Annotated in this window: 12 protein-coding genes; 1 reads left to right on the forward strand and 11 read right to left on the reverse strand. The window is 62.9% G+C overall.

What is annotated here, in order from left to right; genetic code table 11:
- Positions 1 to 16: 16 nt before the first annotated feature.
- The 5 genes from R4P70_RS16780 to R4P70_RS16800 all read right to left on the reverse strand — a co-directional run bounded on the left by R4P70_RS16780 (position 17) and on the right by R4P70_RS16800 (position 4,867).
- Positions 17 to 1,279, reverse strand: a complete 1,263-nt coding sequence (locus R4P70_RS16780; RefSeq protein WP_020907111.1) for a fatty acid desaturase family protein — start codon at positions 1,277 to 1,279, stop codon at positions 17 to 19.
- A 24-nt stretch (positions 1,280 to 1,303) separates the two neighbouring features.
- A complete protein-coding gene (locus R4P70_RS16785) occupies positions 1,304 to 2,422 on the reverse strand; it encodes a ferredoxin reductase (protein ID WP_003940928.1) in 1,119 nt (372 codons plus the stop codon).
- 92 nt (positions 2,423 to 2,514) lie between these two features.
- Complete coding sequence (locus R4P70_RS16790; protein WP_029255041.1) at positions 2,515 to 3,015, reverse strand: DUF6912 family protein; 501 nt, start codon at positions 3,013 to 3,015, stop codon at positions 2,515 to 2,517.
- Positions 3,016 to 3,038: 23 nt separating this feature from the next.
- The gene (locus R4P70_RS16795) at positions 3,039 to 4,448 is read right to left on the reverse strand and encodes a WS/DGAT/MGAT family O-acyltransferase (RefSeq protein ID WP_020969222.1); all 1,410 of its coding nucleotides are present in this window, start codon (positions 4,446 to 4,448) and stop codon (positions 3,039 to 3,041) included.
- Positions 4,442 to 4,867 carry an HAD-IA family hydrolase gene (locus tag R4P70_RS16800; RefSeq protein ID WP_020969221.1) on the reverse strand — a complete coding sequence of 142 codons (426 nt, stop codon included), beginning with the start codon at positions 4,865 to 4,867 and terminating at the stop codon, positions 4,442 to 4,444. The genes R4P70_RS16795 and R4P70_RS16800 overlap by 7 nt, the downstream gene beginning before the upstream one ends.
- 314 nt (positions 4,868 to 5,181) lie before the next feature.
- On the opposite strand from R4P70_RS16800, the gene R4P70_RS16805 reads away from it, so the two are divergent.
- A complete protein-coding gene (locus R4P70_RS16805; RefSeq protein ID WP_243617116.1) occupies positions 5,182 to 5,517 on the forward strand; it encodes an Rv3235 family protein in 336 nt (111 codons plus the stop codon).
- Between the two features lie 52 nt (positions 5,518 to 5,569).
- Here R4P70_RS16805 and secA read toward each other — a convergent pair whose 3' ends face one another.
- From secA to mtrA, 6 genes are all read right to left on the reverse strand, one after another.
- Complete coding sequence (secA, locus tag R4P70_RS16810) at positions 5,570 to 8,413, reverse strand: preprotein translocase subunit SecA (protein ID WP_046378336.1); 2,844 nt, start codon at positions 8,411 to 8,413, stop codon at positions 5,570 to 5,572.
- Between the two features lie 130 nt (positions 8,414 to 8,543).
- Complete coding sequence (gene hpf / locus R4P70_RS16815) at positions 8,544 to 9,224, reverse strand: ribosome hibernation-promoting factor, HPF/YfiA family (protein WP_003940893.1); 681 nt, start codon at positions 9,222 to 9,224, stop codon at positions 8,544 to 8,546.
- A 175-nt stretch (positions 9,225 to 9,399) separates the two neighbouring features.
- The gene (locus R4P70_RS16820) at positions 9,400 to 10,098 is read right to left on the reverse strand and encodes a ComF family protein (RefSeq protein ID WP_243617115.1); all 699 of its coding nucleotides are present in this window, start codon (positions 10,096 to 10,098) and stop codon (positions 9,400 to 9,402) included.
- Positions 10,099 to 10,146: 48 nt separating this feature from the next.
- Entirely contained in the window at positions 10,147 to 11,925 is a 1,779-nt protein-coding gene (gene lpqB / locus R4P70_RS16825; RefSeq protein ID WP_020907106.1) for an MtrAB system accessory lipoprotein LpqB, read from the reverse strand.
- Positions 11,922 to 13,661 carry an MtrAB system histidine kinase MtrB gene (gene mtrB / locus R4P70_RS16830; protein ID WP_019747781.1) on the reverse strand — a complete coding sequence of 580 codons (1,740 nt, stop codon included), beginning with the start codon at positions 13,659 to 13,661 and terminating at the stop codon, positions 11,922 to 11,924. Before mtrB ends, lpqB begins: the two co-directional genes overlap by 4 nt.
- On the reverse strand, positions 13,658 to 14,335 hold the full coding sequence (mtrA, locus tag R4P70_RS16835) for an MtrAB system response regulator MtrA (protein WP_003941013.1): 678 nt from the start codon (positions 14,333 to 14,335) through the stop codon (positions 13,658 to 13,660). The genes mtrB and mtrA overlap by 4 nt, the downstream gene beginning before the upstream one ends.
- Positions 14,336 to 14,342 lie beyond the last annotated feature (7 nt).

Raw genomic sequence — 14,342 nt, forward strand, 5'->3', positions numbered from 1 at the left:
CCCGATGTAACCTATATCACTTCCGGCGCTTCGGCATGCGAGAACGCGCCTGCGACTTGAGTGCGGTCAACAATCCGAGGCGCTTGCCGGTGACCGGATCGGTACGCAGGTCCTCGACCATCGCCATGGCTGCGTCCCGGAACCCTGAGTCACGGAACCGTAGTTCCGAGGACGTTTCCGGAGCATTATCCGAGGTCGCAGTCAGCCACTTGTCCGGCAAGGCCAGCTTGTGGATCGTGCGCAGCGCCAGGAGATACTGCTTGAAGAGCGAACCGGTGGTGTACGGGAGATCGAACTTCTCGCACAATGCACGCATCTTCACGGCAATTTCGGGGTAGCGGTTGCTCGGCAGATCAGGGAAGACGTGGTGCTCGATCTGGTAGCTCAGGTTGCCACTCATGAGTCCCATGAGCTTGCCCGAATTGAAGTTCGCGCTACCGAGCATCTGGCGCAGGTACCACTCGTGACGAGTCTCCTGCTCGAATTCGGCAACGGTGAACTTCTCGGCGCCGTCCGGGAAGTGACCACAGAAGATGACGACGTACGCCCACAGGTTGCGCACGAGATTCGCGGTGGCATTGGCCGTCATGGTCGACTTCCACGCCGGCCCCGTCAGCGCGGGGAACAAGATGAAGTCCTTGCCCACCTGACGAAAGATCTTGCGCGCGAAGTCTTTGTTCGCCTGCGAGTTCAGTTGCCCCTTTTCCGCGCCCTCCAACTCGGCTGCCGCCGTGAGGTCGTGCAGCGCGATGCCCCACTCGAACGTGGCCGCCAAGATCACGTTGGCGATCGGCTGGAAGAGGTTGATCGGCTTCCACGGCTCGTCACGCGTCATACGCAGGATCCCGAAACCGAGGTCCTCGTCCATCCCGACGACGTTGGTGTACGTGTGGTGCTGGTAGTTGTGGGCACGCTTCCAGTGCTCGGAAGGACCGGTCTGATCCCACTCCCACGAAACGGAGTGAATCTCGGGATCGTTCATCCAGTCCCATTGCCCGTGCATGACGTTATGCCCGAGTTCCATGTTCTCGATGATCTTCGACAGGCTCAGCAGGGTCGTGCCGACCAGCCATGCCGGTCGGTACCGACTGCCGAACAGCGCGATACGCCCACCGAGCTCCAACGCCCGCTGGACGCGAATGACGCGACGAATGTAGCGGGCGTCCCGGATTCCACGAGAGTCTTCGATGTCGAGTCGAATCTGATCGAGTTCACGTCCGAGAGCTTCGACATCGGCCTCGGTGAGGTGCGAAAACTCTTTGATATCGGTGATGGCCACCGTGGTCCTCCGTGTGCCTAGAAGCTATGCGTCCAGCGTACAGTCGCCGGCGGCAGCGGAGATGCACGTCTGAATCCGCTCGCCCTCCGCGTGCTGTTTTCCCGAGCGTAGGTCGATTGCGTGGCCGGCGACGAGAGGCACGACACACGTCTGGCAGATGCCCATGCGGCAACCGAAGGGCATCAAGGCGCCGGACTGCTCGCCGGCTTCCAGAAGCGTCGTCGCGCCGTCGACGGTGATCGTCTTACCCGACTTCTCGAACGTGACCGTGCCGCCGTCCGCCGAGGCGTCGATGCGTGAAACCGCGAATCGCTCCATATGGAGTCGATCCTCGATGCCTTCCGCCTTCCAGACGTCTTCGAGCTCGTCGAGCAACGGAAGGGGTCCGCACGCCCAGGTGTGGCGCTCACGCCAGTCGGGGCAGACCGTGTCGAGAGAACTGAGTTTGAATTTTCCGTCGCGGCGAGTGAGCTGAACGTGACTCACGAAGTCCTCGTGCTCGGCGTGCAGTGCCGTGAGTTCGTCGGCGAACATCACGTCGGATTCCGTCGGCGCCGAGTGGATGTGCATGACGTCGGGCAATTGACCGCGCCGGTTCATCGTCCGCAACATGCCCATGACCGGAGTGATGCCACTGCCGGCGGTGATGAACAGGATCTTCTCCGGCGGCGGATCCGGCAACGCGAAGTTGCCCGAAGGCGTGGCCAGTCGAACGATGGTTCCCGACGGCACGGCCCCGCTGACTAGGTGGCTCGAGAGAAAGCCCTCTGGCATGGCCTTGACCGCGATGGAAATGCGCTTGTTCTCCCAGTTGGGAGGCGAAGTAAGTGAGTACGACCGCCAATGCCAGCGTCCGTCGATATGCAGACCGATGCCGATGTACTGCCCCGGCTGGTAATTGAAGTCGAATCCCCACCCCGGCTTGATGACGATGGTCGCCGAATCCGTGGTCTCGGGCCGGACTTCGACGATCTGACCACGCAGCTCGCGGGCAGACCACAACGGATTTGCGAGGTGCAGATAGTCGTCGGGAAGCAATGGTGTGGTCAGCCGAGCCGCCGCACCGCGAAGCAGATTGAGCTTCGACCGCGCTGCCGGAACTACCGACGCTGCCGGTGCCTCGATCCAGTCCTTCAGACCCATCAGACCTCCACCTCTCACCTTCCGAACCCACTGCCTACGGTACCGTAGGTTATCAGGTTACGGTACCGTAGGTTACTTCACGGTAAGCACATTCACAGCAGGTCGAGCAAGAACGGCAACTCCTGCGCGGCGTACCACGCCAACTCGTGGTCCTCCGCGTCGCCGAGCGTGAACTCGGCATCAGCATCGCCGAGATCCGCCGCGTCGACTATGCCAGCAGCGCGCTCGATGTCCGATTCTGCCTGTTCGAGGTCGACATGCACAGATGCAACCTGAGCCATCGTCAGAGGACCCGCCAATCGAACTACAGAATCGTCGAGATCGGGCCGCAACTTCACATCGGCATCGTCGACGTCGGCGGCAACGACAGCACGCCGGAAGGTGACGTCACCTTCGGTTCCGGCGATCAGACGCAGCGACGCACGCGCAGCCTCCCCCATGGCGACCTCGGCCAACTCGTCGTCATCGCCCGCCGCGTACGACTCACGCAGAGTCGGCGTGACCGCAAAAGCCGTCCGGCTCATCGGGTCGAACTCCTGATCTGCGACCAACTTCTGCAAAATCTCGACCGTCGCCGGTACGTACACCCTCATGAGACCACCTTCATGCTCGTTCGTCACCGACTCGCATCCGTCAATTCCTCGAGTGACTCGAAGATCAGCGAACGAACGACGTCGACGTCCGACATCGCGTCACGGTCGGCATTCAAACCGTAGTAGACATTTCCGTCGTACGACGTCAGGGCGATGCTGAGTGTCTGATTCTTGAGCAGTGGCGACACCGGATACATCTCCAGCATCCGAGCCCCACCGAGGTAGAGCGGGAACTGTGGCCCTGGCGCATTGGTGATCATCAAGTTGAACATTCGCTGCGACAGACTACTGGCCGCACGGGAGCTCATCGCATGCAGCGTCGCCGGCGCAAACCCGGACATTCGCACCATCGTCTGCGCGGTGACCCGCCGACCCTGACGCGCGAATGCCTCCGTCGCATGCGCCACGTGAGAGAGCCGAACAACCGCGTTGGGTTCACCGACAGGCAGGTCGATGAGGAACGAGGAAACATGCCCCGGCGCCTGCGGATCGTCGACGTCGGGACTCTCGGGGCCGTCCGTGTACACCGACATGGGCACCATCGCCCGCACGATGGTCGCCTCGGTCACCGGCTCACCACGCGAGAGCAGCCAGTTCCGCATCGCACCTGCGATGACGGTGAGAATCACGTCATTGATCTCGCACCCGTACCGCGCGCGAATACGTCGATAGTCCTCGAGAGACGTCTTGGCCACCGCAAGGCGTCGATTGCGCGAGATGGTGGCGTTGAGCGGGCTCGACGGGGCCACCTGGGTCGCCGTTCGAACCACTTCTGCGAGTTTCCCGAGTGCACTCACAGCCTCGGTGACGGATGTGGTCACGTCGTTGAACGCTGCACGCGCCCGTGCGATCCCCTCCCCCGGGCTCGTCACGAGATCTGCCATTGCACTGACCAACAGGCTGGTATCGCTCGGTGGCCTGGCGGGCATCCACAATTCTTCGGGGCCTGGCGCTCGATTCTTCTCCGGATCGAAGATCACCTGACTGATCTCTGGAGCCGCCTCGCCGTCCACCAACGACGAATGAGACTTCGTGAAGATGGCAAATCTGTTTCTGCTCAGCCCCTCGACCAGGTACATCTCCCACAACGGCCTCGTGCTGTCGAGGGGTCTCGACGTCAGCCGCGCGATCAGATCCATCAGCTGTTCGTCGGAACCTGGTTTGGGCAGAGCCGATCGGCGTACGTGATAGGTGATGTCGAAATCCGAGTCGTCCACCCAGACGGGGCGGGCCAGGCCGAACGCCACCTCACGCACTCGCTGGCGGTAACGCGGAACCGATCCGAGCCGCTCTTCGACCAGACGAAGCAATTCCTCGTGATCGATCCCGTTTCGCAGTTGCCGGAAGATCCCCAACGAGCCGACATGCATCGGCGTCGTCCCGGCTTCGAGGAAGTAGAAAGCAGCATCCTGAGTCGTCAGTCTGTTCACCATGGCTTCGTGTCCCCTCCTTCGCCGAGATCGAACAGAATCGACAACTCCTCGATGGTCGATTCCGAGCCGACGTGGTGGACCCCGACCATCCCGACTGCCACCGCCGCCCGGACGTTGATTTCGAGATCATCCACGAAAACGAAGTCCTCCGGCTCGACGCCCAAACGACTCGCCGCCAACAGATAGATCTCGGCGTCGGGCTTCGCCATCTCGACATCACCGGACAAGATCACGTCGTCGACCAAGACCCCGTCTCCGAGATCCCGCAACCACTGAGCATTGGCACCGCCGGGATCGTTGCTGACGATTCCCGTCACGATTCCGCGGGCCTTCACCGCGCGCACGACCGCGCTCAAGCCGTCGAGATCCGATCCCGGACCGAACAGCACGCCACCGACATCCAACAGAAGTCCCCGCACGCCATCACCCTAAGTCGCGATGGTGATCACGGCGACATCTCGAGCGTTTCGTGTCATGCTTCTCACCATCGCTCGGGGGAGCGAAGTCCGAGACGACCATCTCGGACGCACGATCATCCGGGGGGGATGTCATGGAGCAGGACTGCACAATCATTCTCGAGCCGGCACCACAATTCGAGCCTCACGCGCATACCGTCGCGCTTACGCGGCCGCAGTGCCGACCCGACCGAGCGCAGTGCCGAACAGACCGAATGCTGCGTCGCCCACGAAAGTCGCCACACAACGGAACGTCGCCCAGTGCCGGTTTCACTCACGTGCTGGAACCGCAGTTGGCGGGTGCCGACATCTTCTGGAACCGATCGCTTCGCTTGGTTCTCGAAACCGTCGACCGGCGACGAAATCCGCGGCAACTCAAGGGCGTATTGACGCCGTCCGTCCTGGAAGTTGTTGCGCGACTTTATACTTCGGAATTTTCGGCCCGGAAGCTGGGCGGCGCGGCCGTTCACCGCACCCACGTTCAAGCAGTGTCGAAGAGTACCGCCGAAGTCTGTGCGACGTACACACGAGGCACGCAGACATTTGCCGTCGCGGGTCGGATCGACCATACAGACGGAACAGGCTGGACGGTCACCGCACTACACGTGGTGTGACCGTCCAGCCTGCTGAGTACTAACTGCGCTGGTAGCTCAGCTGTACTGAACCTCAGCGCTTGCGCTTGGACTTCGGAGCTCGATTGCTCTTCGACTGCGTCCGTGCTGCTTCACGACGTTCGCGGCGCGAGGCCGCCCCGTCACCGGAGTCGGCGGCCGAGTCACGCGTTGCCTTCGCCTTGCCGTCCTCGTCCGGGCCGGTGTACGTCAATCGCGACGGACCTTCGTCGTCAAGTCCCTTGGCGCGCAACGCCGTCGGGGCAGCAGTTCCGGTTGTCCTGGCTGCGGCTTCCTGCGTCGGGAGCGGCTTGGGCGCCGTGGCGGACGCCGCAGCGGCCGAGCCGGCCGTGACGGAGATTCCGCTCGCGGGCTGCGCCGGAGCTGCCTCGACCTGCAGGTTGAAGAGGAATCCGACGGACTCTTCCTTCAATCCGTCGAGCATGCCGATGAACATGTCGTAACCCTCGCGCTGGTACTCGACCAGCGGATCGCGCTGGGCCATCGCACGCAGACCGATTCCCTCCTTGAGGTAATCCATCTCGTAGAGATGCTCTCGCCACTTGCGGTCCAGGACCGAGAGGAAGACACGACGCTCGAGTTCACGCATACCGTTTTCGCCGGCGATCGCATCGATCTCGGCTTCGCGCTTCTTGTACGCCGCGTGGGCGTCTTCGAGCAAAGCGGTTCGCAGGTCGTCACGGCTCAGGTCACTGTTGATGCCTGCGCCGTCCTCCCCTGCCAACGTCTTGTGATCGATGCCGACCGGGTAGAGCGTCTTGAGCGCGGTCCACAGCTGCTCGAGATCCCAGTCCTCGACGTATCCCTCGGCGGTCGCACCGTCGACGTAGGCGGTGACCACGTCAGTGATCATCTGCTCGACCTGGCCCTCCATGTCCTCACCCTCGAGGATCTGGCGGCGCTCCTTGTAGATGACCGTTCGCTGCTGGTTCATGACCTCGTCGTACTTGAGGACATTCTTGCGAATTTCGAAGTTCTGCTGCTCGACCTGAGTCTGAGCGCTCTTGATGGCCTTCGAGACCATCTTGGCTTCGATCGGGACGTCGTCGGGAAGGTTGAGGCGCGTCATGATCGACTCGAGGGCCGAACCGTTGAAGCGACGCATGAGCTCGTCACCGAGCGAAAGGTAGAACCGCGATTCGCCTGGATCACCCTGACGTCCGGAACGACCGCGCAACTGGTTGTCGATACGACGCGATTCGTGACGCTCGGTGCCCAGAACGTACAGGCCGCCGGCGTCGCGGACCTTCTCCGCGTCTGCCTTGACCTCAGCCTTGACCTCGTCCAGGACTGCGTCCCAGGCTGCTTCGTACTCGTCCGGCGTCGTGACCGGATCGAGGCCCTTCTTGCGCAGCGCGATGTCCGCGATGATGTCCGGGTTACCACCGAGAACGACGTCGGTACCACGGCCGGCCATGTTGGTCGCGACGGTGACCGCACCGGAGCGACCGGCCTCGGCGATGATGGTCGCTTCCTTCTCGTGGAACTTCGCATTGAGGACGTTGTGTGCAACGCCGCGCTTGGTGAACTGCTTGGACAGGTACTCCGAGCGCTCGACGCTGGTGGTACCGATCAGGACGGGCTGGCCGTTCTCGTGGCGCTCGACGACATCGTCGACCACCGCGTCGAACTTGGCTTCCTCGGTCTTGTAGATGAGGTCGCCGTTGTCGACTCGGACCATTGGACGGTTGGTCGGGATCGGGATCACACCGAGGGTGTAGGTCTGGTGAAGCTCGGCAGCTTCCGTCTCGGCGGTACCCGTCATGCCCGACAACTTGTCGTACAAACGGAAGTAGTTCTGCAGCGTGATGGTGGCGAGAGTCTGATTCTCCGCCTTGATCTCCACCTTCTCCTTGGCCTCGATCGCCTGGTGCATGCCCTCGTTGTAGCGACGGCCGACCAGCACGCGGCCGGTGAACTCGTCGACGATGATGACCTCACCGTCGCGGACGATGTAGTCCTTGTCCTTGGTGTAGAGCTCCTTGGCCTTGATCGCGTTGTTCAAGTAGCTCACCAGCGGAGAATTCGCGGCTTCGTACAGGTTGTCGATACCGAGCTGGTCCTCGACCAGTTCGACGCCCGCCTCGTGCACACCGATGGTGCGCTTGCGGATGTCGACCTCGTAGTGGACGTCCTTCTTCAGCAGCGGCGCGATGCGAGCGAACTCGCTGTACCACTTGCTGGAGCCGTCGGCCGGACCCGAGATGATGAGCGGGGTTCGGGCTTCGTCGATGAGGATCGAGTCGACCTCGTCCACGATGGCAAACGCGTGGCCACGCTGGACCAGGTCGTCCAGCGAATGCGTCATGTTGTCGCGCAGGTAGTCGAAGCCGAACTCGTTGTTGGTGCCGTACGTGATGTCGGCTGCGTAGGCGACGCGGCGCTCGGCCGGCGTCATGCCCGACAGGATCACACTGGTCTCGAGGCCGAGGGCGCGGTGAACGCGACCCATCCACTCGGAGTCACGCTTGGCGAGGTAGTCGTTGGTCGTGACCACATGGACGCCGTCACCGGCGATCGCGTTGAGATAAGCCGGAAGAACCGACGTCAGAGTCTTGCCCTCACCGGTCTTCATCTCGGCGACGTTGCCGAAGTGCAGGGCCGCGCCACCCATGATCTGCACGTGGAAGTGCTTCTGGTTGATCACGCGCCACGACGTCTCACGGGCCACGGAGAATGCCTCGGGCAGCAACTCGTCGAGAGTTTCCCCCGCGGCATAGCGCTCACGGAACTCGGTGGTCTTGGCTTTGAGTTGCTCGTCTGTCAGGCCTTCGACATCGGGCGACAGAGATTCCACATGCTCGGCGATGTGCTTGAGCCGCTTGACCATGCGACCTTCACCAACACGGAGCAGCTTCGATAGCGACAGCGACGGCACAGTCTTCTTCGTCCTCAATCTTCGGCGACAGGGGTCACACACTGAAAATCCGGCCGGGGTCCGAAAACTCCGGCCGGATTCCATGGTAGGCGCTACCGGCGGCGAGCGAGCAAACCCACCACCGATTGGGTCATGTCAGGCGGATCAATCCGTAGTCGAAAGCGTGACGACGGTAGACGACGGACGGCTTGTCCGACTCCTTGTCATGGAAGAGAAAGAAGTCGTGTCCGACCAGTTCCATCTCGTACAGAGCGTCGTCGATGGTCATCGGCTCGGCCGGGTGATCCTTCGTGCGGACCACGCGTCCCGGGCCGTCGTACTCGTCCGGCTCTTGGCCGTTCAGCGAAATATCCGGTGTGACTCCGAGTGAGTCTGCGTCGACGAGGGAGGCGGTTGCCTCCGCGACGGACACCGGTCGCTTGTCGCCGTAATGGACCTTCTTGCGGTCCTTGGTTCGACGGAGGCGACTCTCGAGCTTGTCGATCACCGATTCGAAGGCGGCGTAGAAGCTGTCTGCGGACGCTTCGGCTCGGGCCACCGGGCCTTTACCTCGAGCGGTGATCTCGACGCGCTGGCAACTCTTGGCCTGTCGTCGGTTGCGTTCATGTTGGAGTTCCACGTCGAAGTGGAATATGGAGGGGTCGAAGTGTTCGAGTCGCGCCAGCTTTTCCGAAACGTAGATTCGGAAGTGATCGGGGATCTCGACATTTCGTCCCTTGACTACGACGTCGGATCTCGGAGCTGCGGCATTCTCGGAACGCTCGATGGTGGCGTCCTCGATGAAAAACGAGGCTTGCGAAGGGGTCGTCACTCGTACCTCCCAATTACGGCCCCGCCCCACGGTGGGCGGCGGCAAATTCTGCAAGTACCGAGAGGGGATCCGCCCGGCACCAGTATCGAAGTACCACCTCCTACCAGTATTTTCGGGTGTGCCGCCGACGCTAGTACGTAACGCGCGCGAGTGCCACTGTTCCAACGAAATTCATCTAAGCCCCTGCAAGAACAAGCACGAGAGTTGTCCGAATCCCACTGAGCGCGAGAGCCCGAACCGACTCTGCCGCAGTCGCTCCCGTGGTCAGGACGTCGTCGAGCAGGACGATGTCGCCGTCCCCGACAATCGAAGAGACTGCAGTGGTGTCGAGAGACACATGACCGTTCACATTGGTCACCCGGTCGGCCGCGGACAGTCCGACCGAGTCACGTACGCCTCGCGTCATCCGGAGAATCGGACAGACACGTACCGGACGCCCCTCGACGGAACCAACTTCCCGCTTTTCGCGCACACTCTCGGCTATCCGGCGAACCGGATCACCCCCGCGAGAACGCGCCGCTCGGGCGCGTGTGGGAGCCGGCACCAGCACGATCGGATTGCGACTCACGACGCCGACCTCGCCCCACCGGTCCAGAGTGGCCAATGCGCCGGCCACAGCGATCCCCAGAGGCATCGCGAGGTCCCGACGACCCCGTTCCTTCATCTCGATCACACTGCGCCGCCTGGGGCCGTCGTAGCGGCCGAGTGCCCAGACCGGCACGCCCGGGTCTACGCGCGGACTCAATTGAACCGGATGGTCACGCAGCAGTTCCGCGCACTCACCGCACCACAGTGTCCCCGTGCGGCCACACCCACCACACTCGCGTGGCAACAGCAGATCGAGCAATCCGGCACCGAATTTCTTGTCCCCCATGGCCGAATCATGAATCAGAGCACCGACATGCACCAGAGCACAGAGACGTCAGCCGGGTAGAACCGGAATCGCCTTCTGTCCGGTCAGCACAGTCACTTCACGCCAGCGTCGATCCCCGGCGGGGTCGTTGTTGTTCAGTTGGAACACCGCACGCGCGTCGGCGACGTACTCGGTGGTCGGCGACGCATCCACGGAGGTGACGGGAGCGGTCAGGTTTCCACTCGGCAGCGCGTCCATTCGTGAACCGTCTATGGCGACCTGGACGACCGGTATGTCGGCTCCACTGCGCGCGATCACGATGGTGTCGCTGTTGCTCCAGTCGAGTGAGAGCGCGGTACTGCCCAAGCCGGACGCCACCGCACGCGGACTCGTCAGGGCGTAGACCCCGCTGGGTGTGCGCACGACCACGGCCAGGTAGACCTTGCCGTCGATGATCATCGCGGCTCGCACGCCGTCGCGAGAGAGACGCAATTCCGAGATCGTGGAGCCGACCGACGTCAACGCCCCGACATCGACGTTGGTGACCGACACCCGACCGGTTCCTGGTTCGCGGACGACCCGAACGACGGTATTGCCGTTCACCGCCGCCCAGACAGCATTGTTGTCCAGCTCCCACGAGGGCCGGGTGATGGCGCTGCCTTCGAGCACCGGAGCGGAACCATCGCCGTATGTACCGAGCGACAAGTCGAACCGGGTGGCTGGATCCGGCCGAGCGGTGTCTGCGACGGCTGCGACCAACTTGCCGTCCCGCGAGAGAGCAGCCGCCGTGAGGTTGCCCGCATTGCCCGCGAAACCGGGCACCGGAGTCGCCTCCTGCTCGCTGACGCTCACCAGTGAACCGTTGCGCAGTGCGTGCAGTCCGACGGTCGCACTCGTGGTGGCCAGCGGGTTGGTGGACGCGACGTCGGCGGTGGTCCAGCCTTCCGCATGAGCCGCGTCCAGCGGTTCGCCGTCGATCTCCAGAACGTACGGCCCCGCGACATCGGCATTGGCGAGCGTCCAGATGACTTGCGCTGCAAACAAACCGCGCGTCGCAGCATCCATCGGGTTGTCCAGACGGAAGTTGATGCGCACACCGCCGAGACCGACTCCGACCTGTCCCGGCTTGCCGTCGGCCTTGGTGATCGGACCGATCACCGACACGCCATTGCCGAGTTCGTTTCGTACAGCCGGCGCCAGCGCTGCCTTCGGTCCGTCGATCATCAGGCCGATCAGCTGAGCTGCCACCTGGTCCTGTCCGCCGGAGATCCAGCGAAGGTCGGGGACGACTGTCTGGCTGGTCGGGTCGAGGAAGAACAACGACTTCCGCTGATATGCGCCGAGGAACTGCGGGCGCTCCATGATCACACCGGGTGGCAGATCGCTGATACGCCATTCGCCATCGGTCAACGTCAGCGTCATCTTCGCTTCGAAGCTGCCCTCTTCGGGGACGTACAGCCCGCCGGGGTCGAGGCGACCGACCTTGTTCACACGAATCGTGTACACCGCTTCGGAACTGGTTCGCGACGCCGACAGGGTGTCGATCTTGTCGACGATGACGGCACTGGCCGCGTCGTCCCAGCGCGCCGACGCGTCTTTGGTGAGGTACTGACGGGCTGCGGCATGCCGGTTGGACGGATCGGTACTCGCCTTGACGAAGTCACGTACCAGCAAGTCCGGCTCTCGCCCCGAGGCCGGTGATTCGACGGAGGTTCCGGGCACAGCGGTTGCCAGAGTTCCGATTGCCTGCGGCGAGGAGGATTCCGGCAGACTCGCGCACGCGCCGGTCAGCAACAGCACGCTGAGCGTTGTTGCGAGAAGTGCCAGACGGCGGCGGGTTCCGATCATGATCGATCCCCACCGTTGGACTCGTTCCGCGAGTCTGATTCGCGCGGAGTCGGCAGGGACGACGTGACCTCGCCGACGGTATCGGCGACGATGTCGGCTTCGCTCGGGGTGCGGACGAACTTTGTGGTCGTCGGCTTGAGAGGCAGTGGGCTCGACACGACTTTCTTGCCACGGGTGCGCGAGAGCGTCAGCCGGAAGCAGGCGCCGACTCCCGGTTCGCCCCAGGCCTCGAGCTTGCCGTCGTGCAGATTCGCGTCTTCGACGCTGATCGCGAGGCCGAGTCCGGTGCCGCCACTGCGGCGCACGCGGGACGGGTCCGATCGCCAGAACCGGTTGAAGACCAACTTCTCCTCGCCCGGACGCAACCCGACGCCACTGTCGCGGACGATGAAGGCGAGGGCATTGTCGTCGGCGCGAAGGCGAAGCAGAATCGGCTTCCCCTCACCGTGGTCGATGGCGTTGGCCAGGAGGTTTCGCAGGATGCGTTCGACGCGGCGCGGATCGACATCCGCCATGACGGGCTCGTCCGGCATGTCCACGATCAGTTCGGTGCCGGATTCGCGGGCGAGATGGCGAACCGTGGAAACGGCCGCTCGCGCACACATACGCACGTCGAGTTGTTCGGATGCGAGTTCCGCGACACCGGCGTCGTGGCGGGAGATCTCGAGGAGGTCCGCCAGAAGCCCCTCGAACCTGTCCAGCTCGGCGACAAGCAGTTCCGACGACCGACGCAGCATCGGGTCGAGGTTCTCGCTGCCGTCGTAGATCAGGTCGGCTGCCATGCGGACCGTGGTCAGTGGTGTGCGGAGTTCATGGCTGACATCGGAGGTGAAGCGTTTCTGGAGACTGCCGAACTCCTCCAACTGGGTGATCTGTTTGGACAGACTCTCGGCCATCTCGTTGAAGGACATGGCCAAACGCGCCATGTCGTCCTCGCCGCGGACCGGCATTCGTTCCTTGAGTCGGCCGTCTGCGAAACGCACCGCGATTCGTGAGGCCGATCGGATGGGAAGCACGACCTGCCTGGCAACCAACAGCGAAATCGCAGCCAGGAGCACCAGCAACACGGCTCCACCGATCAGCAGGGTGCTTCGAACAAGCGACAGACTCCGGTCTTCGCTTGCGAGCGGAAAGATCAGGTACAGCTCGAGTCCCGATATCGACGACGCGGTGGGGCTACCGATGATCAGCGCGGGACCGGAGTAACCGTTCGGGTTGGACACCGTCGCGAATTGGTAGCTGATCTGGCCGCGTTTGACGAACTCGCGCAGATTGTCGGGGATTTGATCGACCGGTCCCGAACTCGTCGGCTGGCGCGGCCCGTCCCCGGGCACGATGAGCACCGGGTCGAAGGTGCCGGCCGACCCGGAGGCCTGTCCCGAGGTCTGGTTGCGACGGCTCGTCAGTCCGGATGCAGCGCTTTCCAATTGAACGTTGAGCGCCGTCGAATCGTCGACGCCCGCGAGTTGGTCTTCGACGATGCCGCGGGCACGGTCCATTTCCTCGGTTGCCGCGGTGATCTTCGTTTCCAACAGTCGATCGGTGATCTGGCTGGTCAGCACGACACCGAGAATGACGATGACGATCAAGGACAACGTCAAAGTCGAGACGACCACTCGCAACTGGAGCGAGCGTCGCCACGTGTGCGCGAGGGTGTTGCTCATCGAGTGACACCACCGCAGAAATGGCGTCAGCCGTCGATTGAGACGACGACGCCACCTGGAAACTCCGCTCACGGCGGTCCGGCCTTGTAGCCGACCCCCCTGACCGTCAGAACCACTTCGGGATTCTCGGGATCAGTTTCGACCTTGGCGCGCAAACGCTGAACGTGCACGTTCACCAGACGGGTATCGGCGGCGTGGCGGTATCCCCACACCTGCTCGAGAAGGACTTCACGGGTGAACACCTGGCGCGGCTTGCGCGCCAACGCGACCAGCAGGTCGAATTCGAGTGGTGTGAGCGAGATCTGCTCGCTGCCGCGGCTGACCTTGTGCGCCGGAACGTCGATCACGATGTCGGCGATGCTCAGCAGCTCGGCCGGTTCTTCTTCGGTGCGGCGCAGGCGAGCGCGAACTCGCGCCACCAACTCCTTCGGCTTGAACGGCTTCATGATGTAGTCGTCCGCACCGGATTCGAGGCCGAGCACGACGTCGACGGTGTCGGTCTTGGCCGTCAACATCACGATGGGCACACCGGAATCCGCACGCAGAACCCGGCATACGTCGATCCCGTTCATTCCGGGAAGCATGAGATCGAGCAGGACGAGATCGGGGCGCGTCTCACGCACTGCCGCGAGCGCCAGGGTTCCGTCGCCTACCACGTAGGGATCAAAACCCTCACCACGCAGCACGATCGTGAGCATCTCGGCGAGTGCCGTGTCGTCGTCGACAACCAGAATCCTTGGTTTCATATCCCTA

This window comes from Rhodococcus sp. IEGM 1241 (assembly GCF_033142365.1).
In the GTDB taxonomy this organism is placed as follows: domain Bacteria; phylum Actinomycetota; class Actinomycetes; order Mycobacteriales; family Mycobacteriaceae; genus Rhodococcus_F; species Rhodococcus_F erythropolis.